18 protein-coding genes are annotated in these 21,503 nt (G+C 72.8%); 7 read left to right on the forward strand and 11 right to left on the reverse strand.

All coding sequences use genetic code 11. The annotated features are described in order from the left end of the window. Window positions 1–179 precede the first annotated feature (179 nt). From ABT122_RS28835 to ABT122_RS28850, 4 genes are all read right to left on the reverse strand, one after another. Complete coding sequence (locus tag ABT122_RS28835) at window positions 180–1,010, reverse strand: histidine kinase (RefSeq protein WP_351558263.1); 831 nt, start codon at window positions 1,008–1,010, stop codon at window positions 180–182. 60 nt (window positions 1,011–1,070) lie between these two features. After that, window positions 1,071–1,712: a hypothetical protein gene (locus ABT122_RS28840; RefSeq protein ID WP_351558265.1), complete on the reverse strand. Its 642-nt coding sequence runs from the start codon at window positions 1,710–1,712 to the stop codon at window positions 1,071–1,073. A gap of 116 nt (window positions 1,713–1,828) precedes the next feature. Next, window positions 1,829–3,310 (reverse strand): hypothetical protein, encoded by a 1,482-nt coding sequence (locus ABT122_RS28845; protein ID WP_351558267.1) that lies wholly within the window; start codon window positions 3,308–3,310, stop codon window positions 1,829–1,831. A 66-nt stretch (window positions 3,311–3,376) separates the two neighbouring features. Further along, window positions 3,377–3,802, reverse strand: a complete 426-nt coding sequence (locus ABT122_RS28850; protein WP_351558269.1) for a hypothetical protein — start codon at window positions 3,800–3,802, stop codon at window positions 3,377–3,379. Between the two features lie 372 nt (window positions 3,803–4,174). Here ABT122_RS28850 and ABT122_RS28855 point away from each other — a divergent pair, with 372 nt between their 5' ends. Continuing rightward, entirely contained in the window at window positions 4,175–5,098 is a 924-nt protein-coding gene (locus ABT122_RS28855) for an LLM class flavin-dependent oxidoreductase (RefSeq protein ID WP_351558271.1), read from the forward strand. 97 nt (window positions 5,099–5,195) lie between these two features. Here the strand turns inward: ABT122_RS28855 and ABT122_RS28860 are convergent, their stop codons facing one another. Next, window positions 5,196–6,839 carry an FAD-binding oxidoreductase gene (locus ABT122_RS28860; RefSeq protein ID WP_351558273.1) on the reverse strand — a complete coding sequence of 548 codons (1,644 nt, stop codon included), beginning with the start codon at window positions 6,837–6,839 and terminating at the stop codon, window positions 5,196–5,198. 185 nt (window positions 6,840–7,024) lie between these two features. On the opposite strand from ABT122_RS28860, the gene ABT122_RS28865 reads away from it, so the two are divergent. From ABT122_RS28865 to ABT122_RS28890, 6 genes are all read left to right on the forward strand, one after another. Next, window positions 7,025–8,002 carry an NADPH:quinone reductase gene (locus tag ABT122_RS28865; protein WP_351558275.1) on the forward strand — a complete coding sequence of 326 codons (978 nt, stop codon included), beginning with the start codon at window positions 7,025–7,027 and terminating at the stop codon, window positions 8,000–8,002. A 404-nt stretch (window positions 8,003–8,406) separates the two neighbouring features. Next, complete coding sequence (locus ABT122_RS28870) at window positions 8,407–8,946, forward strand: SRPBCC family protein (protein ID WP_351558277.1); 540 nt, start codon at window positions 8,407–8,409, stop codon at window positions 8,944–8,946. Between the two features lie 43 nt (window positions 8,947–8,989). Continuing rightward, complete coding sequence (locus tag ABT122_RS28875) at window positions 8,990–10,579, forward strand: class I adenylate-forming enzyme family protein (protein WP_351558279.1); 1,590 nt, start codon at window positions 8,990–8,992, stop codon at window positions 10,577–10,579. A gap of 93 nt (window positions 10,580–10,672) precedes the next feature. Next, complete coding sequence (locus ABT122_RS28880; protein ID WP_351558280.1) at window positions 10,673–12,643, forward strand: FAD/NAD(P)-binding protein; 1,971 nt, start codon at window positions 10,673–10,675, stop codon at window positions 12,641–12,643. Then, window positions 12,640–14,112 carry a nitrosuccinate lyase gene (locus ABT122_RS28885; RefSeq protein WP_351558282.1) on the forward strand — a complete coding sequence of 491 codons (1,473 nt, stop codon included), beginning with the start codon at window positions 12,640–12,642 and terminating at the stop codon, window positions 14,110–14,112. The genes ABT122_RS28880 and ABT122_RS28885 overlap by 4 nt, the downstream gene beginning before the upstream one ends. After that, window positions 14,109–15,053, forward strand: a complete 945-nt coding sequence (locus ABT122_RS28890; RefSeq protein ID WP_351558284.1) for an oxygenase MpaB family protein — start codon at window positions 14,109–14,111, stop codon at window positions 15,051–15,053. Before ABT122_RS28885 ends, ABT122_RS28890 begins: the two co-directional genes overlap by 4 nt. Before the next feature lie 65 nt (window positions 15,054–15,118). Here the strand turns inward: ABT122_RS28890 and ABT122_RS28895 are convergent, their stop codons facing one another. The 6 genes from ABT122_RS28895 to ABT122_RS28920 are packed head-to-tail and all read right to left on the reverse strand — an operon-like array spanning window position 15,119 to window position 21,267. Further along, complete coding sequence (locus tag ABT122_RS28895; RefSeq protein WP_351558286.1) at window positions 15,119–16,075, reverse strand: Gfo/Idh/MocA family protein; 957 nt, start codon at window positions 16,073–16,075, stop codon at window positions 15,119–15,121. Further along, window positions 16,075–16,653 (reverse strand): dTDP-4-dehydrorhamnose 3,5-epimerase family protein, encoded by a 579-nt coding sequence (locus ABT122_RS28900; protein WP_351558288.1) that lies wholly within the window; start codon window positions 16,651–16,653, stop codon window positions 16,075–16,077. Before ABT122_RS28900 ends, ABT122_RS28895 begins: the two co-directional genes overlap by 1 nt. A 42-nt stretch (window positions 16,654–16,695) precedes the next feature. Next, window positions 16,696–17,814, reverse strand: a complete 1,119-nt coding sequence (locus ABT122_RS28905) for a nucleotide disphospho-sugar-binding domain-containing protein (RefSeq protein ID WP_351558290.1) — start codon at window positions 17,812–17,814, stop codon at window positions 16,696–16,698. Continuing rightward, complete coding sequence (locus tag ABT122_RS28910) at window positions 17,811–19,157, reverse strand: FAD-dependent oxidoreductase (protein WP_351558292.1); 1,347 nt, start codon at window positions 19,155–19,157, stop codon at window positions 17,811–17,813. Before ABT122_RS28910 ends, ABT122_RS28905 begins: the two co-directional genes overlap by 4 nt. A 58-nt stretch (window positions 19,158–19,215) precedes the next feature. Continuing rightward, entirely contained in the window at window positions 19,216–19,995 is a 780-nt protein-coding gene (locus tag ABT122_RS28915; protein ID WP_351558294.1) for an SDR family oxidoreductase, read from the reverse strand. Between the two features lie 54 nt (window positions 19,996–20,049). Continuing rightward, the gene (locus tag ABT122_RS28920; protein WP_351558296.1) at window positions 20,050–21,267 is read right to left on the reverse strand and encodes a methyltransferase domain-containing protein; all 1,218 of its coding nucleotides are present in this window, start codon (window positions 21,265–21,267) and stop codon (window positions 20,050–20,052) included. Window positions 21,268–21,503 lie beyond the last annotated feature (236 nt).

The following is a 21,503-nucleotide window of genomic DNA, read 5'->3' on the forward strand; positions in this document are numbered from 1 at the left end:
CCCCCGACCGGGCGGGGGCCCCGGCGGACGGGGCGGCCCGGGGAGCCGACGTGGTCTGAAGGGCCGGCCGGTACGGACGAGTGGCGGTCCGGGGGGCCGGTCCGGGGGGCCGGTCCGGACGGGAGGTCCGGACGGGAGGTCCGGACGGGAGGTCCGGACGGGAGGTCCGGACGGGAGGTCTAGAGGGCCGGGGGGCCGGTGATCCCGGCGGTGTCGGGGAGGAGGCCGGCGATCATCTGCCAGATCTCCTTGGGCAGGACCCGGGTGAGCCGCAGCGGCACGGCGGGGCCGGTGGCGTCCTCCATGACGGGTTCGGCCGGCAGCGCGCGGTGCCAGTGGCCGAGGGGGCCGCAGTCCCAGACGGCGAAACCTCGGGCGGTGACCCCGGGGGCGGTGCCGTCGTGGCCGGGCCAGGCGGCGGTCATGCGCCAGCTGCACCGCAGGTGGACGATGAGTTCGGTGAGCCGGGACAGCTCCGGGTCGTGCACACCGCCCGCCGAGGCCAGGGCGGCGCGGACGGCGGCGGGCTCGTCGGCGGGGGTGGCGGCCCAGCCCTGCGCGGCCAGCGCCGCGTCCAGGGCTCCGAGGGTGGCGTCGACGGTGGCGAGCCCGGTGAGCGGGACCTCGGGGCGCTGGAGGTTCACCATCCGGGCCAGTTCCCAGACGACCATGTCGCGGTCGACCCGGACGTACTCCGACTCGCTCTCCCCGGGCCACGACTCGTGCGAGAAGACGTCCTCGGCGCCGACGAGCAGGCCGTGCGCCAGCCCGCCCTGGCGGCCGGCGGTCTCCACGCCGACGATGGCCGAGGGGCCGAGCAGCGCGTTGAGCAGCGGAAGCAGCGCCTCGGCGAGCTGTCCGTCCGGCCAGATCAGCCCGGCCTCGCGCAGCCCGGCGACCGCCGGGGCGAGTTGCTCGGGCACGGGCTCCCCGGTCGCGATCAGCGCGAGGGCGGCGAGGTCGTCGTCGCCGAGGCGGAAGCGGTACCGGGAGAGGTCGAAGGAGGGCATGCGGGGGGCTCGTTTCGCTGGGGCGGGTGGGTGCTGCGTGCTGCGTGCTGCGACGGGCGGTCAGAGGCCGGTGCCGAGTTCCACGGCCTGGTCACGGCCCCGGGCGAAGAGCGCCCGGACGGAGCCCCCGGGGGTGAGATTGGCGCGGTCGACTCCCGCGAACATGGCCGCGAGGGCGATATCGGTGGGCTCGGCGGGCCCTTCGACGGTGAAGGCGAGGGTGAGCCGTCCGCTCTTCATGGCCCGGACCCCGGCCTTGCCGGACTGCTCGACCCGGACGGTGACCGCGGGACGCTCCCCGGACGCCTTCCGGGCCAGGGCGTAGCGCAGATCGCTGACGGCCCAGAGCCGGTACTCGTCCTCCCCGTGGGTGAGATGGAGCGCACGGCCCTGGTCGGTGACGCCCAGCCGGTTGCGGCTCATGGCGACCTCCCGCTCCCCCACCCGCAGGACTCCGCGGTTCAGCGTGGGCATGCGCAGCCCCGCCGACACATGCATGCCCTTGGTGTCGTAGAGGACGGTCGGAATCCGCTCGCCCCTGACGATCGAGCGCATCTCGTCCTCGCCGCTCATGAACGGGTAGGTGACCGAGATCTCCCCCAGCTCCGGGGAGGTCCCGCGCCAGCCCTCGAAGCCGGCCCGCTGCTCGAAGGGGTCGTTCCGGAAGCAGTTCAGCCGGAAGGGTGTGGTGACGGTCTGCATCTGTACTCCCTGCTCGGACGCGAGGACGCGGTGCGGATGGCCGGCCCCGGGTGGCCAGGACCCGGGCCAGGACCCGGGACCCCGGGGCGGGACCCGGGACCCCGGGGCGGGGCGGATCAGTCGAAGGGGTTGTTGAAGATCTTCTTCGCTCCGCTCGCGATGCCGTCGCCGACCTTGTCGAGGCCCTTCGACACCCCGTCCCCGATCTTCTCAGCCGTCTTCCCGGTCCACTCCGCCGCGTCGCCCACCGCGTCGCCGATGGCCTCGCGGTTCTCCCAGGCCGTGGCACCGAGATAGGCCACACCGGTACCGATGGCCAGACCGGCGGTGACCGGGTTGGGCGCCACCGTCAGGGCCGTCATCGAAGCGCTGAACGCCGTGCTCGTCAGATCGGTGGCGAACTTGTCGGGGTTGGCCTTGATCATGTCGGTGTTGTACGTGGCCAGATTCGCCACGCCGTAGACCGTCGCGGCGGCGCCTCCGACGACCCCCGCGCCGCGCACCCAGCCGGCGGCCCTGGCCGCCTGGCCCAGTCCGCCGTTCTTGGCGACCGTGGCCAGATTCGCCTGGTGCGCCTTGGGGATGAAGTAGTCGCCGCGCCGCATGTGCGCGCCGAACTCGGCGGCGAGATCGGAGCCGTACAGGAACCGCGCCGCGCCCGGCGGCACCTTGCTCAGCAGACTTCCCGGCTGGGCCGCCGCCAGCCGGGTGTTGACGAACTTGCCGACCATGGTGCCGGGCGCGTTCATCGGGTCCGGGCGGCGGAGGTACTTGGCGAGCTTGAAGCTCCACATCCCGGAGGTGTAGAGGGCCTGGGCGACCATTCCCGCCTTCGCCGTCCCCGCGAGGTACGCGGTGATGACCCTGCCGAGCTGTTCGCTGCCGGTGAGCCGGGTGATGCCCTCGCGCTGGAGCCGCTTCAGATAGTCGTCGAGGGTCTCGTTGTCCTTCATCTCGATGGCGGAGGCGAGTTCGGTCCGGACCTTCCTCGCCTGGTCGTCGGCGGCGGCCACCTTGGCCGCGTCGCCGTTGAAGCCGCCCGCGGTGGCGTCCCTCCTGTCGCCGCCCGTGTCCTTGACCACCGCCTCCAGATCCTTCTTGAGGTCCTTGTCCGCCTCGTCGACGGCCTTGACCCGCTCCTTCAGATGGTCCTGCCAGCTCTGGACGGCGGTCTGGATCTCCTTGGCGTGACCGGGGTGGTTCATCGCCGTACCGCGCTCCTGGGCGCTGAGCCGGTCGTAGTCGTAGGAGACATGGCCCTGCTCGGACACCTTCATCCCGGCCTTGACGGCGTCGGCCCGGCTGGACTCCAGCTGCTTCCGCAACTCGGTCAGCTCGGTGTGCGCGTTGCGCAGCAGGGTCGCCGTGGCCTTCGCCTGGGTCTGGGCCGCCTCGTACTCGTAGCGGGTGGCGGCGAAGTTGGCGCGGGCCGCGTTGGCGCTCTCGCCCAGCCAGGCCCGCTCCATGGTGATCTTCTCGACGCTGTCCCGGTAGCGCTTCTCCACCTTGGCGAACTCTCTCGCCGTCTCCTGCCACTTCTCCGCGGCGGCGGAGAGGCCGCCGAAATCGGCCGTCATGACATCGTGGTACGTCAGCATGGTGATCCCCCTGGGAGCGGCCGGGCGCCCCCGTGCGGCCGGGGACGGTCCGGGGCCGCGGCGGTTCTAGTACGTGGAGAGGTTGGACGGGACGGAGCCGATACGGCTCCCGCGCACCCCGTCGGTGCTCTGGAGGGTGCCCGCGGTCGCGCGCAGCGCCCCCTTCTCCCCGGCCAGCCGTCCCAGCAGGGTCTTGACCTGCCGGTCCCAGGTCTCCTGAACCGTCTTCATCCCGGCGGCGGTGGCCCAGCCGTTGAGGCCGCTGACGACCTTGCCGCTGGCGTCGTCGGGCCAGTCACCCGCCTTCCGGGTGCCCGGCTCCAGCTCCGACTCGATGGTGGACGCGGCGGCCCGCTTGACCGCGGGCGTCGACGCCAGATCCGGCGCGCCCCCGCCCCCGCCCGCGGCCGGCGACGGCTCCGGCGGAACCCCGTTGAGCTGTACGGACTGCGCCCCGGCCGCGCCGGGCGCGGCCCTGTCCACGAACACCATGCTGTGATCCCCGTTGCTCTTGCCTTCCACCGCCCGCGAGGCGACCGGTGTCCCGTTCCCACATCTGCGTTTGGCTGATTATAGGAATGGTTACGGGGGCATGCCATGGCGATCAAGCGGAGGTTGGGTGACGGAGAGCTGTCCGCCACCGCGGCCGGCCCCGGGGCACGGACCGGACACGGGGCGGACACGGGGCCGACACGGACCGGGCACGGCCACCTGACACAGTGCGGGCGGCCCGCGCGCCCCGGGTCGCGCGGAGCGGCATCGTCGGAGGCGTTCAGGAAGGCGGCCGGGGCGCTGCCTGTAGGTTGAACTCCCCGCCGGGACGCCGGAGTTCGCCGGGCTCCCGCATCTGACACGGAGGATGACGTGCCTGCTATAGAGATCGGTGTCTCCCTGCCCTCCTACGGCGACCTGGCCCCCGGTGGGTTCCCCGGGGTGGTCGAGGGGGCCCGGCACGCCGAGGAGGCGGGGCTCGATTCCGTCTCCGTGTGCGACTTCATCATGGGCAATGGGGTGCCGGCGCTCGATGCTCCGCTGCTGCTCGCCGCCGCCGCCGGGGTGACCGAGCGCGTGGGGCTGCGGTTCAGTGTGCTGACGCTGCCCGTGCGGGACATCACCTGGGTGGCGCAGCAGGTGGGGACGCTCCAGCAGTTGTCCGGGGGGCGGGTGGTGCTCGGAGTGGGTACGGGCGGTGCGCCCGGGACGCCGTTCTGGGAGGCGGTCGGGGCCTCGGGCGAGGAGCGGGGGCGGCGGTTCGAGGAGGGACTCGCGCTGCTGCCGCGGCTGCTGAGCGGACGGGAGACGGCGCTGCCGCACCGGCCCGGGGAGGCGGCGGTGACCCTGTCGCCCCCGGCGGAGGTGCCGCCGGTGCTCGTCGGGGGCGCGTCGGAGCGGGCGATCCGGCGGGCCGGGGCGCTGGCCGACGGGTGGCTGCCGTCGATGGTCTCGCCGGCGACGGTCGCCCGGGGAACCGCCCGGCTGCGGGAGATCGCCGCCGAGCACGGCCGGCCCGCGCCCGCCACCAGTGTGTGGCTGCACGCCGGCCTCGGTGACGGGGAGTCCGTCACCAGCGCCCGGGCCGCGTTCCTGGAGAGCCTGGTCAAGCAGTTCGGACTCGCGGCCGACGAGGCGGCGGAGGTGCCGATCGGCGGCACCCCCGAGGAGGCCGCCGAGCGGTTCACCGCCTACGCCGAGGCCGGTGCCACCCATCTCGACCTGGTGGTCGACGGCGGCGACTGGCGGCGTCAGGTCGAGCTGATCGCCGAGGCGCGGGCCCTGCTGGGGAAGTAGGGGCGGCGAGCGAGCCGGTCCGGCCGGCGCGCCGGACCGGCCCCGGCTCCCGGACCGGCCCCGGCCCCCGGACCGGCCCCGGCCCCCGGACCGGCGCTCACTCCCGGCCGGGGAGCGCGATCGACTGGCGGTGGCGGAAGAAGTTCGTCGGGTCGTACCGGGCCTTCACCCGCTGGAGCCTCGGGTAGTTCCCCTTGTAGTACAGCTCGTGCCAGGGGCTCGCGGAGCGGTTGAACGCCGGGTCGCTCAGATCGCGGTCGGCGTAGTTGACATAGCACCCGTCGGTGACCCCGTTCGGTACGGGTACGCCGCCGGTGTCCGCGTACATGTCCTGGTACACCTCGCGCACCCAGCGGATGTTGCGCTCGTCGTCCTCCGGTCTGCGCCAGTAGCACTCGTAGTAGACGGCGAAGAGCGCATCGCGGTGCGGTGACGCCGTCGCGTCCGGCGCCGGCGCGTTGATCCGGGCACCGGCGGAGCTGAGGATCACATAGCTGAAGAGGTTGCTGTAGTCCTCGCGGGTGAGATGGCGGTGGAGCGCGTCGATCTGGCGCTCCGGGAAGCCGTCGCTCATGAACGCCGACTTGTGCGAGGTGCGCAGGCTGGGGTTGGTGAGGGTCTCGCCGCCCATGGTGCTGTGGGTGGTGGCCTTGAGGAAGGGCAGGTGCTGGATGTCGAGCGAGTCCGGCTCGGCGCCCATGGCCCGGCTGAGGAAGCCGACGAACTCCTCCATCAGCCGCCGGGCGTCCGGGGTGCCCGCGTCGATCTGCGCGACCAGGAAGAGATTCCCGGCCGTGATGTGGTTGAGGAAGAGGAGATGGCCCATGCCCGCGTAGGGCGAGCCGGGGTCGTCGTGCCGCCTGGACCACTTCCCGTACTCCCGCAGCAGATTCCCGAAGCCCGCTTCGGTGATCCGCTCCCACGGCCAGGTGGCCTGGGTGTAGTGGACGGTCGCGGGCGGGGCGGGCAGCAGCTCCGAGGGCTCTCCGGTCGCGCCGCGCGTGCGCAGCCAGTACCGCGTCACCACGCCGAAGTTGCCTCCGCCGCCACCGGCGAGCGCCCAGAGGAGGTCGCGGTGGGGGTCGTTCCGGTCACGGGTGACGGTGAGCGCGCGGACCTCGCCGCGCCGGTCGACGGTGACCACCTCGGCGGCCTCGATGTGATCGCAGACGAGGCCGTGCCGGCGGGAGAGCATGCCGTAGCCGCCGCCGGCGAAGTGGCCGCCGGCGCCGATGCTGTGGCAGGCGCCGCCGGGCACGGTGACGCCCCAGCCGGTGTAGAGGGTCTCGTAGACCTGGAGCAGGGTGGCGCCCGGTTCGACGAAGAACGCCCCGCGCCGCTCGTCGTAGCCGACGCGGTTGAGCAGCCGCAGATCGAGCAGGATCTCGGCCTCCTTGTTGAAGACGAAGTCCCCGAATCCGTGGCCGCCGCCGCGGATCACCAGATACTTCCCCCGGCGCGCCGCCTCGCGGACGATCCGGACCACCTGCCCGGTCGAGGCGGGGAGCCGGATCTCCTCGGGGGCGGCGGAGAAGCGGCCGTTCATCCCGGAGACGAGGTCGGCGTAGCGGGCGTCCGAGGGGGTGACCGTCGCGGCGGAGGCGGAGGCTGAGACGGAGGCGGGTGCGGGTGCGGGTGGAGCGGCGGCGGGTCCGGCCGCCGCCGGGGCGGCGGTGGCGGCCGAGGTCGCGATCGCCGCGCCCGTACCGGTGATGAACCGCCGTCTGTTCAACCCGTCCATGCGAACTCCCCCGTTCGAGATCCCTGTCCCTTCGCTGTCCAGGGTGTGCTGATTCGTCCGTCTCGACATGCCCCGGCGTCCGTCTTTGTCAGGTGCGGGGAGGCCGGGCGGCGGGGTGGCCGCCGAGGTGACACAGTCCCCCGGCACCAGGGTCCAAGGGCTCCCGGCCTCGGAAGGATCAGGCCATGCGTGCTGCCTTCATCGAGCGGTTCGGGCCGCCGGACGTGATCCGGTACGGCGAGCTGCCGCCTCCGCGACCAGGACCGAACGACGTGCTCGTGGACGTCGAGGTCACCGCCGTCAACCACGTGGACACCTTTGTGCGGTCGGGTGCCTGGCGCACCCCCGTCCCCCTGCCCCTGGTGATCGGCCGGGACCTGGTGGGGACGGTGGCCGCCGCCGGGCCGGGCGCGGTGGGTTTCTCCCCCGGCGACCGGGTCTGGTGCAACAGCCTGGGGTACGCGGGGCGGCAGGGCGCCGCCGCCGAGCAGGCGGTGGTGCCGGCCGAGCGGCTCTACCGGCTGCCCCCGGGGGTGCCGGCGGCCGACGCGGTCGCCGTGGCGCACCCGGCGGCCACCGCCCATCTGGGGCTGTTCACCCATGGCCGGCTGCGGCCGGGTGAGACGGTGGCCGTCATCGGCGCCGGCGGGAATGTGGGCAGCGCTCTCGTCCTGATGGCGGCCCGGGCCGGGGCCCGGGTGATCGGGGTGGCGAGCGCGCGCGACGCCGAGCGGGTACGGGCGCTGGGCGCCACCGCCACCGTCGACTACCGGGACCCCGATGTGAACGCCCGGATCGCGGAGTCGGCCCCGGACGGTGTGGACATCCATCTGGACACCTCGGCGGGGAACGATCTGACCGGCGCGGTGGGGCTGCTGGCGCGGCGGGGCCGGATCATGCTGCTGGCCGGTCTGCTGACCCGGCCGGAGCTGCCGGTCGGGCCGCTGTACGTCAAGGACTGCTCCCTGGTGGGCTTCGCCATCTCGCAGGCGAGCACGGATGAGCTGGCCTCGGCGGCGGCGGGGATCAACCGGCTGCTGGCGGACGGAAGTCTGCGCCCGCAGGCCGTGGAGCCGCTCCCGCTCGCCTCGGCGGCGGAGGGGCACCGGCTGGTGGAGGAGGGGAAGGTCACCGGCAAGGTGGTCCTCCACACGGCGGCCTGAGACCCCGACGGGCCGAGGGCGGTCCGGGGCGGTCGCCACCCCGGACCGGCCGGGGCTCCACCAGGAGTCACCCCCCGGACCGGCCCGGGCTCCACCAGGGCACCCCGGGGTGCCCTGGTGGAGCCGGGCGGCGCGGGGCCGTCCCCGGGGTGTCATCGCCGGAGCCGGCCCCCGCGGGCCCCGTGAACCCGGCCGACCCCGGGGCGGGGGCCGGGCGGCGGGGAGCCAGGGCTCTCCCGGGCCACGGCCGGTCCGGGCCCCCGGCCCCCGGGGCCCCGGCCCCCCGAGCCGGTACGCGTCCGGAAGCGCGCCCCCGAGCCCGGGGCCGCGGGCCCCTCCTGAACCTGACCAACCCTGGGGCGATCCTTGGCCCGGCCCTCACCCTCGCTGCGAAGCTCAGCCACATGACCTCCATCATCGAAAAGTCCCCACTCTTCGAACTCCGGGCCGACATTGCCGTGAAGGCCACTCCGGACGAGATCTACGCCGTGGTCAGCGACCTTCCCCGCAGTGGCGAATGGAGCCCCGAGTGCCAGGGCGGGGAATGGACTTCCGGTGCGCCGTCCGCCGTTGGATCGGTTTTCCGCGGAGAGAATCTGCGGAGCGAGGAAGTCGTCGCCTGGGCCCCCCTGATCCGGGGCATCTGGCACACCGAGTGCCGGATCACCGCAGCTGAGCCGGGCCGGACCTTCCAGTGGATGATGCTCACCCACGCGGGCGCCGACCAGGAGAGCATCTGGGGATTCGATGTCGAGGCGGCCGATGGCGGCGCCGTGCTCACCCATCACTTCCGGATGGGAAAGGCGACCGCCGGAATTCAGCACATCGTCGCGGACCTCGATGAGGCGGAACGCGCCAAGTTCGTCGAGGAGTGGAGCGACAAGCTCGCCCAGGATCTCGACGACACGCTCCAGCGCATCAAGGAAATCATCGAGAATTCCTGACCCCGGCGGACCACCGAACATCTCAGATGAGGGGACGTGTGCAATGTTTCTCCAGCGCATCGGAAACAAGGGCATCCGCCTGGGAACACTGTTCGACAGGGCCGCGGAGCTGCACCCCGCGAGCCCGGTGACGCTCGATCACGATCTGGACATCGCCCCGGAGCTGGGCCGTCGCCTCACCCTGACCGAAGTGGCCGAGCTGGTGGCCGACTTCGCCTCCCGGCTGTGGGCCGCCGGGGTCCGCACCGGTGAGCGGGTGGTCGTCCACAAGACCAACGGCTTCGACATCACGCTGCTGGCCTGCGCGATCGCGCGGATCGGCGCCGTACCGGTCCTGCTGTCGCCGAAGCTGGACGGCCAGACCGTGGCGGAGCTGCTGCGCCGGGTGGACCGGCCCTTCCTCGTCACCGACCAGGCCAAGCTGGAGAAGGAGCTGCCGGCCGAGGTGTTCGAGCTGTCCCGGAAGCTGCTGCTCACCACCGGCAGCCACGAGGGCGCCGTGGAGCTGGGCGCGCTCGCCGGGTCCCCCCGGGTCAGCCCGGCGGTGGTCTCCCCCGACCACCCCACGCTCATCACCCACACCTCCGGCACCACCGGCGTACCGAAGCTGGCCGTCCACACGGGGCGGACCTTCCAGGCGCGCTACCGCCCGCAGGGCACGGTCGCCAAGCTGGTCGGCCCGAGCGAGCCGGTCGCGATCCATGTGTCGTTCGTGCACTCGCGGATGTTCACGGCGCTGCCGATCTCGATCCTCCAGGGCCACCCGGTGATCATCCTCCGGGAGGACGACCCGGAGACCGTGGGCGAGCTGTTCACCCAGGTCCCGCCCGGGCTGATCGAGGCGCACCCCAACACCTTCATGCGCTGGGAGGAGCTGGTCGACGACCCGCGCGGCCCGCTGGCGAAGGTGAGGTACTTCAGCTCCACCTTCGACGCCATCCACCCCCGGACGGTGCACCGGCTGCTCGGCGCGTCCCGCCGCAAGGGCGCGGTGTTCATCCAGATGTACGGGCAGAGCGAGGTCGGCCCGATCGCCGGCCGCACCTACACCCACAAGCGCGGCGCCGATGCCGAGGGCCGCTGTGTCGGCCGCCCCTTCCCGGGGATGACCGGGGTACGGGTGGTCAGCCGGGACGGCAACACCCCCTCCAAGTCGACCCCCGGGTTCATCGAGGTCCGCAGCGACGGACGGATCGTCACCTATCTCGGTGAGCACCCGCGCTGGGAGAAGCAGGTGAACGACGGCTGGTGGCGGATGGGCGATGTCGGCTACCGCACCAAGTGGGGCTGTCTGCATCTGCTGGACCGGGAGGTCGACGAGATCCCCGGCATCGACAGCACCCTGGAGATCGAGGACAAGCTCTTCGGCCGGCTGCCCGAGCTGACCGAGGCGATCATCGTGCCCGGCCCCGGCGGCGGGCTGCCCGTGCCGGTCGTCTCCACCCGCGACGACAAGCCGCTGAACCCGGCCGCCTGGCGGGCCGCGGTCGCGGATCTGCCCAAGCTGGCCGAGCCGGTGCAGTGGCGCATCGAGGATCTGCCGCAGACCGCCACCACCAAGATCAAGCGGCTGGAGCTGATCCGGCAGCTGGAGCTGCGGGCCGAGGCCGAGGCCGCGCGGCGGCAGGGCTGAGCCCGGCTGAGCCGACAGCGGTGGGGGCGCTCCCGCCCGGGGACGCGCCCCCCGTCCGGAATCATCGGAATTCCCCAGAAACGGACTGACTTGATGAGCAGCCACGTCGAGATCGGAATCGTCGGGGTCGGCCCGCGCGGACTCTCCGTGCTGGAGCGCCTCTGTGCCAATGAGCGGGCCTCGCCGTCGCACACATCGGTGACCGTCCACGTGGTGGACCGCTCGGGCCCCGGCGCCGGGACGGTCTGGCGCACCGAGCAGTCGCGCCATCTGCTGATGAACACGGTGGCGTCCCAGATCACCGTCTACACCGACGAGAGCACCACCATCGAGGGACCGGTCGAGCCCGGTCCGACGCTGTACGAGTGGGCCACCGGTCTGCGCGCCCTCGGCGACCTGGGCGGCTTCCCGCCGGAGGTGCGCGAGGAGGCGGCGGGGCTCGGGCCCGACACGTATCCGACCAGGGCCTTCTACGGCTGCTACCTCAACGACTGCTTCCAGCGGGTGGTGGACTCGGCCCCCGCGCACGTCACGGTCACCGTGCACCGCTCGCGGGCGGTGGCCATGGCCGATACGCACGGGGTGCCCGGCGGGCCGCAGGGGCTGCGCCTGGAGGACGGCACCCGGCTCAACCGGCTGGACGCCATCGTGCTGGCCCAGGGCCATGTGCCGACCCGCCCGACCGCGCGCGAGGAGCGGACCGCGAGCCTCGCCCGTATCCACCACCTCACCTATGTCACGCCCACCAACCCCGCCGATCTCGATCTGAGTGTGATCGGGGCCGGCCGGCCGGTGCTGCTGCGCGGGCTCGGGCTCTGCTTCTTCGACTACATGGCGCTGTTCACCGCGGGCCGGGGCGGTTCCTTCGAGCGGGGCGGGGACGGCCGGCTGGTGTACCGGCCGTCCGGCGACGAGCCCAGGATGTACGCCTTCTCCCGGCGCGGGGTGCCCTACCAGGCGCGCGGGGAGAACGAGAAGGGCGCTTCGGGGCGGTACTTCCCCCGGCTGCTGACCCCCGCGAAGGTCGCGGAGCTGCGGAGGAGCCCGGAGCGGGTGAACTTCGGGCGCGATCTGTGGCCGCTGATCCGGCGGGAGGTGGAGAGCGTCTACTACGGCACGCTGCTGGAGTCGGTGGGCCGGGGCGAGGCCCGGGAGGCGTTCACCGACGCCTATCTGGGGCTGGCGCCGGACGCCGATCCGGGGCCGCTGCTGGAGTCCGCGGGGATCGCCGGGTCCGAGCGCTGGGACTGGGGGCGGATCTCCAAGCCGTGCAGCGGCCAGGAGTTCGCCGACCGGGACGGCTTCCGCAAGTGGCTGGTGGAGTATCTGGAGCGGGATGTCCGGGAGGCGCGGGCGGGGAATGTGAACGGCCCGCTCAAGGCGGCCCTCGATGTGCTGCGCGATCTGCGCAACGAGGTGCGGCTCGCGGTCGACCACAGCGGTCTGGACGGGGATTCGCACCGCGACGACCTGGAGGGCTGGTACACCCCGCTCAACGCCTTCCTCTCCATCGGACCGCCGGCCTCGCGGATCGAGGAGCTGATCGCGCTGATCGAGGCGGGGCTGATGGAGATCACCGGCCCCGGGACGCATGTGCGGCTCAACACCGCCGCCCCGGAGTTCGTCGCCTCCTCCCCGCTGGTGCCGGGTGAGCCGGTCCGGGCGACCGCGCTCATCGAGGCCCGGCTGCCCGAGCCGGATCTGCGGCGCACCAACGATCCGCTGCTGCGGCATCTGCTCAACACCGACCAGGCGATGCCCTACCGGATACCGGGCGGGCACGGGACCGTCTTCGAGACCGGGGGCCTGGCCGTCACCGAGCGTCCGTACCGGCTGCTGGACGGCCGGGGGCAGGCGCATCCGCGCCGGTTCGCGTACGGGGTGCCGACGGAGTCCGTGCACTGGGTGACGGCGGCCGGTATCCGGCCGGGTGTCGACTCGGTGACCGTCGGGGACTCGGACGCGATCGCCCGCGCGGTGCTCGCGCTGCCGCCGGTGGCGCATGTCCCGCACGCGGTACGGCCCGATGTCGCGGAGTTCGAGGTGGACGGGGTGATCGTGTGACCGGGGCCGAGCCGCCGGGCAGCCCGGCCGCCACCGGGCACCTCCTCCCCGCCCCCGCCGACTCCGGGCTCCTCTCCCCCGTCCGGGCCGGCACCCCCGTCGAGGCTGCCGTCAGCGATCCGGCGTGGCTCCAGGCGATGCTCGACGCGGAGGCCGCGCTCGCCCGGGCGCAGGCCCGGCTGGGGGCCGTGCCCCCGACCGCCGCCGAGGCGATCGGAGCGGCGGCGCGGGCCGGCGGCTTCGACATCCGGGCGCTGGCGCTCGCCTCCCGGGAGACCGCGAACCCGGTGGTCGGGCTGGTCGCCGCGCTGACCGCCGCCGTGGCGGCGAAGGACCCGGAGAGCGCCGAGTACGTCCACCGCGGCTCCACCAGCCAGGACGTCCTGGACACGGGGGCGATGCTGGTGGCGGCCCGGGCGCTGCGGATCGTACGGGAGGATCTGCTGCGGGTGGCCGACGCGCTGGCCGCCCTGGCGCGGCTGCACCGGGACACCCCGATGGCCGGGCGGACGCTGGCGCTGCACGCGGTGCCGACGACCTTCGGGCTCAAGGCGGCGGGCTGGCGCGGGCTGGTGCTCGACGCCGAGCGGCGGCTCGGGCGGGTGCTCGACGAGGGGCTGCCGGTGTCGCTGGGCGGCGCGGCGGGGACGCTGGCCGGATATCTGGAGTACGCCGTCGTGGACGGGGCCCTCGCCCCGGACGACCCGGTCGCGGCGGGCGAGTATCTGGAGCGGCTGGTCGCGGCGTACGCGGCGGAGACCGGGCTCGCGGTCTCCGCGCTGCCCTGGCACGCGCTGCGCACCCCGGTCGCCGATCTGGCGGCGGCGCTGGCCTTCACCGCCGGGGCGCTCGGGAAGATCGCCGTGGATGTGCAGTCGCTCGCCCGCACCGAGGTCGGCGAGGTCGGTGAGCCGGGCCCGCCGGGGCGCGGCGGGTCGTCCGCGATGCCGCACAAGCGCAACCCGGTGCTCTCCACGCTGATCCGCAGCGCGGCGCTCCAGGTTCCGGTGCTGGCGGCGGGGCTCACCCAGTGCATGCTGGCGGAGGACGAGCGCTCGGCGGGGGCCTGGCACGCCGAGTGGTCGCTGCTGCGGGAGGCGCTGCGGCTGACCGGGGGCGCCGCGCACACGGCGGTGGAGCTGGCCGAGGGGCTGGCCGTCCACCCGGAGCGGATGCGGGCCAATCTGGGGCTGACCGGCAGTCTGGTCGTCACCGAGCGGCTGGCCGCCGTGCTGGCGCCGGCCCTCGGGAAGGCGGCGGCCCGGAAGCTGCTGGCCGACGCCTCGGCGCGGGCGGCCGGGAGCGGCACCCCGCTCGCCGATGTGCTCGCCGGGGTGCCGGAGTTGACCGATGTACTGGATCGCGGAGCGCTCACCCGGCTCTGCGCTCCCACGACCTGGACAGGCGGCGCGGCACCTCTGGTCGAGCGCGCGCTGCTGCGAGACGCCGAGAGAGGAACCGCACCGTGAGCACCAGCGCCAAGCAGCAGAGGTACGCCCGGCTCAACGAGATCCAGCGGATGGACGTGAAGGAGAACGCCAGCCACATCTGGTGGCTGGACATGGGGTACGAGTTCCCGTGGGACTTCAGCGTCTCCGGCGCGCTGGCCTTCGCCAACAGTGTCGCCCCGCCGCACATGGCGGCCCTGCTGGTGCGGACCGGCGAGCTGACCGAGAACACCCAGCGCCGGATGGAGCACTTCGCGCTGATCAGCCTGGAGATGGTCCGGAGCGGTTTCAAGGACCCGCGGGGCAAGGCGGCCGTCCGGCAGATGAACCGCATCCACAAGAGCGCGGTGAAGCACATCAGCGCGGAGGACGGGCACCAGTGGTCCATCAGCAATGACGAGTATCTGTTCGTGCTGGCCACGAGCATGCTGGTGCAGTCGCGCTGGGTCGAGCGGTACGGCTGGCGGAAGCTGAGCGACCAGGAGCGCAACGCCGCGTATCTGCACATGCGCGAGCAGGGCGAGCACATGGGGCTCAAGGACATACCGGGGTCCTACGAGGCGTTCGCCGCCTTCCACGACGCCTATGTGGAGAAGCACTTCGCGTACTCCCCCGAGGCCGTGACGCTCTGGGGCGTCCTCCAGCACACGGTGATCGAGCCGCTGGCGGGGTGGCTGCCGGAGCGGCTGCGTCCGCTGGGGCGCCGGGCCGCGAAGGCGGCGCTGCCGGCGCTGATGACCCCGCACATGCGGCTGGCGTTCGGGGTGCGGGCGCCCTCGCGGGCGCTGCAACTGGCCGTCGACACCGCCATCAGGGCGCGTTCGGCGTATGTGCGGCGGCAGCCGCCGCGCACCGAGCCGGCCTACCCGGACCCGCTGCCGACGCCGAGCTTCCCGAACGCCGACTACCGGATCGAGGAGCTGGGCCCGGACCACACCTTCCGGGCGCACACCGACGGGTGAGCCACGGGCGAGGGGCCGTCTCCCGGTCAGCCGGGAGGCGGCCCCTCGTCGTGTGCGGCGCGCGGTCAGCGGGCGGCGCGGCGGACCGCGTCCAGCAGCCGGGCCTGGGCCAGGCTCGCGGCCGAGGGCGCGGAGCCCCGGCGGACCGCGTCGGCGAAGGCGGCGACGGTGGCCGCCACCTGGTCGTCGGCGGGCAGCGGGATCTCCCGGACACCGCCGGCGGTCTCCAGCCGGGCGGGCGGGGGCACTCCGGCGGGCGGGGTGAAGACCCGGTCCAGGGTGAGCCGGCCGGTGCTGCCGTGGAGGGTGAGGGAGTTGCGGTAGGCGTGGTCGAGGCCGAAGGCCAGCTGGGCGACGATCCCGTCGGGGGCGCGCAGCAGCACCGCGCCCGAGGTGTCGACGGTGAAGCCGGGGGCGGTCACCAGGGCGGCGCCGAGGACCTCCGGGTCGGGGCCGAGCAGTTCCAGCGCGGCCCGCAGGGGGTAGACCCCGGTGTCCCAGAGCGCGCCGCCGCCGAGGTCGGGGCGGTAGCGGATGTCGTCGTCGGGGCGGCGCGGCACGGTGAAGGCCGCCTCCACGGAGCGCAGGGTGCCGACCGCGCCGTCCGCGACCAGCCGGCGGACCGCTCCGTGCTGGCCGTGGTGGACGAACATCACGTTCTCCATCAGCGCCAGACCGAGCCGTTCCGCGAGGGCGAACAGCTCCGCCGTCCGCGCGGGATCGGCGGTGAGCGGCTTCTCGGCCAGGACGTGCCGGCCGGACCTGAGGGCCGCCTCGACCCACTCGGCGTGCAGGGCGAGCGGGAGGGGCACATAGACGGCGTCGATGCCGGGCTCGGCGAGCAGTTCGGCGTAGCCGTGGACCGCGCGCGCCCGGTAGGGGGCGGCGGTGGCGGCGGTCCGCGCGGGGTCGCGGCCGGCGACGGCGGCGATCTCGGTGCCGGGGCAGGCGGCGAAGGCCGGCAGCATCCGCCGCCGGGCGATGTCCGCGCAGCCGAGGACTCCCATCCGTACCGGGTCCATCAGACGCTCACTCCTCGCCAGTCGGGCAGGACACCGGCGGCGAGGGTCTCGGCCAGGCCCGGGGCCGCGGTGTCCTTGGGGGACATCAGGGGTGGTTCGGTACAGCCCCAGGGCAGGTCCATCGCGGGGTCCAGGGGGTTGATGTCGATCTGGGTGCCGGGGGCGTACACCGTCGACATGACGTAGCAGATGCAGGTGTCGTCGGTGAGGGCGAGAAAGCCGTGGCCCACGCCCTCGGGGATGTAGAGGGAGCGGCCGGAGGCGGCGTCCAGTTCGGTGACGTGGTGGGTGCCGAAGGCGGGTGAGCCGACCCGCAGATCGACGATGATGTCGCGCAGGGCGCCGCGCACACAGGTGACGTACTTGGCCTGTCCCGGCGGGATCGCGGTGGTGTGGATGCCGCGCAGGGTGCCCCGGCAGGAGACGGAGTAGCTGATCTGCCGGGGCACGAACGGTTCGCCGAGCACCTCCTGGAGCCGGTCGGCGCGCATGCCCTCGTGGAAGCTGCCGCGTTCGTCCGGCAGCAGTACCGGGGTGACGGTGTACGCCCCGGGGATCGCCGTTGCGGCAATGCGCACCGCGGTCTCTCCTCTCGTGCGGTGGGGGTGGCGGCGGCCCGGTCAGGCGCGCGCGGCCACCAGTCGCTCCAGCTCGCCGACGATGGTGGCGGCGGTGGGCAGGGTGGCGATCTCGCGGGAGATCTCCTGGGCGCGCTCGCGGTGGGACGGCTCGGCGAGGAGCCGTTCGCAGGCGGCGGTGACGGACTCGTTGCCGCCGGACTCGACGAGGAGCGCCGCGCCGTACTCGACGATCCTGCGGGTGGCGGAGGTCGGGTACTCGGGGTGGGCGATGAGCTGCGGGATACCGGCGTTGAGCGCGGTCATGTCGGTGCCGCCGCCGCCGTGGTGCACGATGACGTCGCAGGTGGGGGCGAGGACGTCCAGCGGCACCCAGCCGATGCGCACATCGGGCAGCTCCGCGCGGAGTTCGGCGGCGACGTTCTCCGGGGCGCCGACGACGACCTCCATGCCCAGTTCGCCGATGCTCTTGGCCATGTCCCGCAGGGCGTCGCCGCTGAAGAGCCGGGTGCCGGCGGTGATGTAGGCGCGGGGCCGGTCGCCCTTGGTGTACATCCAGGGCTCCAGCGGCTTCTGCGGATTGGCCGGCACCCAGCGGATGGGCCGGGCCGGGACCGGGTTCTCCGGCTTGAGGCTCGGCGGACAGACGTCGAGCCACAGATCCGGCTCGGGCACCCGGTCCAGGCCCAGTTCGCCGAGGACGGGGGCGAGGACGGCCTCGGCGCCGGGGTCGTACATCCGGGCGTCGATGCGGTCCCACTCCAGCCGTACGGAGGGGATGCCGAGGTGGTGGGCGAGGAGCGGCGCGGTGTAGAACATGCCGCCGCCGACGACGATGTCGGGCCGCCAGTGGTCGGCGAGGCCCAGCAGGGTCTCCAGGCTGTCGACGGCGATCTCGGCGTACACCCGGCCGACCGCCTTGACCTGGTCGGCGGGGTCTTCCGGCATGGCGCCCATGAAGGCGCTGACCTCCTCCACGGAGAGCGGGGAGATCTTGACGGGGGCGAGCCCGACGCTGGCGATGTTGGGGAGCACCCAGTCGATGCCGCCCATGAGGACCTGGTGGCCCGCGTTGCGCACGGCGGTGGCGAGAGTGGCGTGCGAGAAGATCGGATAGGGGCTGTTGCCCGGAATGAAGAGCGCCTTCATCGTCTGCCTCAACCTGCTTTCGTGAGCGCGGCGGCGGCCCGGATGCCGGAGAGCATCGCGGCTTCCGTGGTGGGCGAGTTGAAGTAGTCCCCGGCGAAGACCACGGGGGCGCGCTGCTGCCGGATGACCTCGGCCGAGCGGCGGTAGCGGCCGGGGGCCGGGATGGGGAAGCCGTAGGGCCGTTCGGCGATCTGGAACGGCACGGCGGTGTCGACCGGGAAGTCGGCCCACAGGCTGGGCAGCAGCGGGGTGACGGCGGCGAACTGCTCCTCGGGGGTGAGTCCCAGGAGGCGGCGGGTGTTGGCCCGGCCGGGGTAGGTGAGGACCAGCAGCTTCTCGACGGGGCGCCCGCGCTCGTCGCGGGTCGTGCGCGGGTAGGTGATCATGTTGCGGATCGGCGGGTCCTCGGGGCCGCCGGCCACGATGTGCGCCTCGGCGGGCAGCGCGTCGGCGTCGACGAGATACGAGACCGAGATCGCGGGTTCGTACCGCTGGGTCTCCAGGAAGCCGCGGGTGATGCCGGAGACGATCTCGGCGGGGAGCGCGGAGACCAGCTTGGCGGCGATGGTCGCCGGGGTGGCGATCACCACGTCGTCGAAGGTCTCGGTGACGGGTTCGCCGCCGCCGGGCCCGGTGGCGGTGACGCTGATGGAGCCGCCGTCGCTCTGCACGGAGGTGACCTCGTGGCCGAGCCGCAGTTCGGCGCCCTCGGCGTTCCGCTCGGCGATGACCTCCATGCCGTCCTTGAGGACGTAGAAGCCGGAGCCGCCCATCCAGGCGAGGAGGGCGCGCGCGTGGATGGCGGAGATCTCCTCGCAGGCGAAGTTCCAGAAGCCCTCGATCTGCGGCCGGAGGAGGAAGTCGAAGCCGCGCCGGGAGACCTTGCCGTAGCCCCACTCGGTGGCGCTCTGGTTGTCGTGGGGCGCGGACATGATCGGGTCGAAGAGGCTGAGCTTCTTCTTCTGGGCGACCTGGGCGAGGGAGGTGACGAGGAAGGCCAGCCGGTCGCGGACGCTCACATGCCCGTACTTGAGCAGGCTCAGCGGCGAGTCGGAGGAGAGCGGGAGGGCCTTGCCGTGGTCGGAGATGTAGACGTTGCTGGAGATCTGGAGCAGGTCGTCCTTGAGTCCGTACTCCTCGATGAGCTGGGTCATCAGACCGTAGAAGCTGACGTACATCAGGTTGATGCCCACATCGGGTTCGATCTCCGGCCGGTGCCAGGAGCGGGCCCGGCCGCCGAGCCCGTCGGCCGCCTCGAAGACGACGACCTCCCGGCCCGCCTTCAGCAGGGTCTTGGCGGCGGCACTGCCGGCCATGCCGCCGCCGATCACGGCGGTCCTGGTCTGTCCGGACATCATCGTCCTCCTCGGTCGTGTGCGCGGGGGGTGCTCGCGGGTGCCACCTGCGCCGGCCTCAGTGCTCGACGATCTCGTCGTGCGGCCACTCCAGGCCCTGGCCGAGGCCGCCGTCGACGGGCAGGTCGACGCCGGTGGTGAAGGTGGCGCCGAAGCCGAGGAACAGCACGGCGTCGGCGACCTCCTGGGCGGTGCCGAAGCGGCGCATCGGCGTCAGCTCCACGCCCTCCTTGATGTTGGCGGCCCGCAGCTCGTCGGAGATCTCGGCGATGCCCATGGAGGGGGTGTCGGTGAAGCCGGGGCTGACGGTGTTGACGCGGATGCCCCGGGGCAGCAGCTCGGAGGCGAAGACCTTGGAGAAGGCGCGGATGGCGGACTTCATCCCGGTGCCGACGCTGGTGGCGACGAAGCCCATGCCGACCGCTACGGCGGTGGTGAAGACGAAGGAGCCGCCGTCCTTGACGAGCGGGGCCAGCCTCTGGGCGGTGAAGAAGGCGCCCTTGGTGTTGGTGTCGAACATCCGGTCGTAGGTCTCCTCGGTCACCTGGCCGAGGGAGCCGAACTTGATGTAGCCGACGTTGACGAAGACCAGATCGACCTGGCCGAGGGTCTCCTCGACGGCCCGGCCCAGGGCGTCGATGTCGGCGAGGCTCCCGGCGTCGGAGCGCAGGACATGGGCCCGGTCGCCGAGTTCGTTCCTGGCCTTCTCGATGTTCTCCTCGTTGAGGCCGGTGAGGAGGACCTCCGCACCGCCGTCCAGGAGGGTCTGGACAACGGCCCGGCCGATGCCGTGGGTGCCGCCGGTGACTACGGCCTTCTTGCCCGCGTACGTGTTCATGTCGCCCTTCTTGGAGAACGGGATGGGTGTGCTGGGGAGATGGGGCGGGGCCGCTCAGGCGATATGGACGTCCGGGACGTAGAGAATCCACCGGCCGCCGGCCTCACGGAATCCCTCTTCCTTCGCCATGATCTCCTCGGCGTGATTCCACGCGAAGAGGAGCGCGTAGTCCGGATAGGGGTCGGAGAATGCCTCCGGCGGCCGGACCGGAATATGCGCCCCGGGGGTGAGCCGGCCCTGTTTCGCCGGGGTGCTGTCACAGATGTAGGGAATGAGGTCGGTGCCGATCCCGCAGTAGTTGATGGCGGTGGCGCTCTTCGCCGTGGCCCCGTAGCCGACGATCGTCCGCCCTTCCGCGCGCAGCTTCTCCAGCAGCTCCACCAGCTCCCGGCTGGTGCGCCGCACCCGCTCGCCGAAGCGCTGGTACGTCTCCGGGCTGGCGAGGCCCTGGGCCCGCTCCAGCTCCAGGTACTCGGCGATCCGCGGGGAGGGGGTGCGGGCGCCGGGGCGACCGATGGTGTAGCGCATCGAACCGCCGTGCACCGACAGGGGTTCCACATCGATCAGCCGGAACCCGAAGGTCTCGGCCATCCGCCGCACGGAGGAGACGGAGAAGAGGTAGAAGTGCTCGTCGTAGATCTGGTCGAAGGCGTTCTGGGCCATGATGGAGCCCAGGTAGCGGTCCTCGATGACAAAGATCCCGTCGGGTGCCAGCAGCGCGTCGGCGCCCCGGAAGACGGAGTCGATATAGGCGATGTGGCTGGTGGTGTTGGCGGAGTAGATGACATCCGCGGGCCCGTCCTCGGCGGCGATCTCCCGGGCCGTGGACTCCTGGAAGAAGTCGGTGCGCACCCGTACGCCGTCGGCCCGGGCGAACTCGCCGACCTGCGCCGAGGGGTCGACGCCCAGATGGCGCACGCCGGCCCGGCCGACCGTCTTCAGCATGGTGCCGTCGTTGGAGCCGATCTCCACGATGAAGGCGCGCTCGCCGGCGAGTTCGGTCTCCAGCAGCTGCCGCGCGAAGGTCTCGAAGTGCTCGTGCATCACGGACGAGCCCGAGGAGCGGTACGGGTAGTCCTCGTGGAACATCCGCTCCCGGGGGACCTCCTCCAGCAGCTGGACCATGGTGCACGAGGTGCAGATCCCGGCGGCCAGACGGAAGTAGAACTCGCTGTCCACGGTTTCCGGAGTCACAAAGGAATCGGAGACCGGTTGGCGGCCGAAGTCGAAGAATTCATCGACAGAGCCACCGCAGATCCGGCATTGGGCCACAGCCGCACTCCTTTGAGAGTTCGTTGACGGGCGAGCATTCCCGAATTGAGTCTGTTGGGCGCGGCGATGGCTCTCAAGGCGGTGGCGGGACATGTGTCAGGTCCGGCGCGGGGAAACGGGGAACGCCGGTCCTTCGCGGGTGCGCGAAGGACCGGCGTCCGGGTAATCGGGTGGTGCGGGGGAGCCGTGCGCCCGGCCCCGGGGGCGGGGACGGGCTGGCGCCCGGACGCCGACGG

It is taken from the genome of Streptomyces sp. NPDC001985 (assembly GCF_040296845.1).
Classification (GTDB): Bacteria; Actinomycetota; Actinomycetes; order Streptomycetales; family Streptomycetaceae; genus Streptomyces.

Coding starts and splice junctions, on each gene's coding strand:
- ABT122_RS28835 (WP_351558263.1), bottom strand. CDS start 1,010: ATGCCCTCCTTCGACCTCTCCCGGTACCGCTTCCGCCTCGGCGACGAC.
- ABT122_RS28840 (WP_351558265.1), bottom strand. CDS start 1,712: ATGCAGACCGTCACCACACCCTTCCGGCTGAACTGCTTCCGGAACGAC.
- ABT122_RS28845 (WP_351558267.1), bottom strand. CDS start 3,310: ATGCTGACGTACCACGATGTCATGACGGCCGATTTCGGCGGCCTCTCC.
- ABT122_RS28850 (WP_351558269.1), bottom strand. CDS start 3,802: ATGGTGTTCGTGGACAGGGCCGCGCCCGGCGCGGCCGGGGCGCAGTCC.
- ABT122_RS28860 (WP_351558273.1), bottom strand. CDS start 6,839: ATGGACGGGTTGAACAGACGGCGGTTCATCACCGGTACGGGCGCGGCG.
- ABT122_RS28865 (WP_351558275.1), top strand. CDS start 7,025: ATGCGTGCTGCCTTCATCGAGCGGTTCGGGCCGCCGGACGTGATCCGG.
- ABT122_RS28870 (WP_351558277.1), top strand. CDS start 8,407: ATGACCTCCATCATCGAAAAGTCCCCACTCTTCGAACTCCGGGCCGAC.
- ABT122_RS28875 (WP_351558279.1), top strand. CDS start 8,990: ATGTTTCTCCAGCGCATCGGAAACAAGGGCATCCGCCTGGGAACACTG.
- ABT122_RS28880 (WP_351558280.1), top strand. CDS start 10,673: ATGAGCAGCCACGTCGAGATCGGAATCGTCGGGGTCGGCCCGCGCGGA.
- ABT122_RS28895 (WP_351558286.1), bottom strand. CDS start 16,075: ATGGACCCGGTACGGATGGGAGTCCTCGGCTGCGCGGACATCGCCCGG.
- ABT122_RS28910 (WP_351558292.1), bottom strand. CDS start 19,157: ATGTCCGGACAGACCAGGACCGCCGTGATCGGCGGCGGCATGGCCGGC.
- ABT122_RS28915 (WP_351558294.1), bottom strand. CDS start 19,995: ATGAACACGTACGCGGGCAAGAAGGCCGTAGTCACCGGCGGCACCCAC.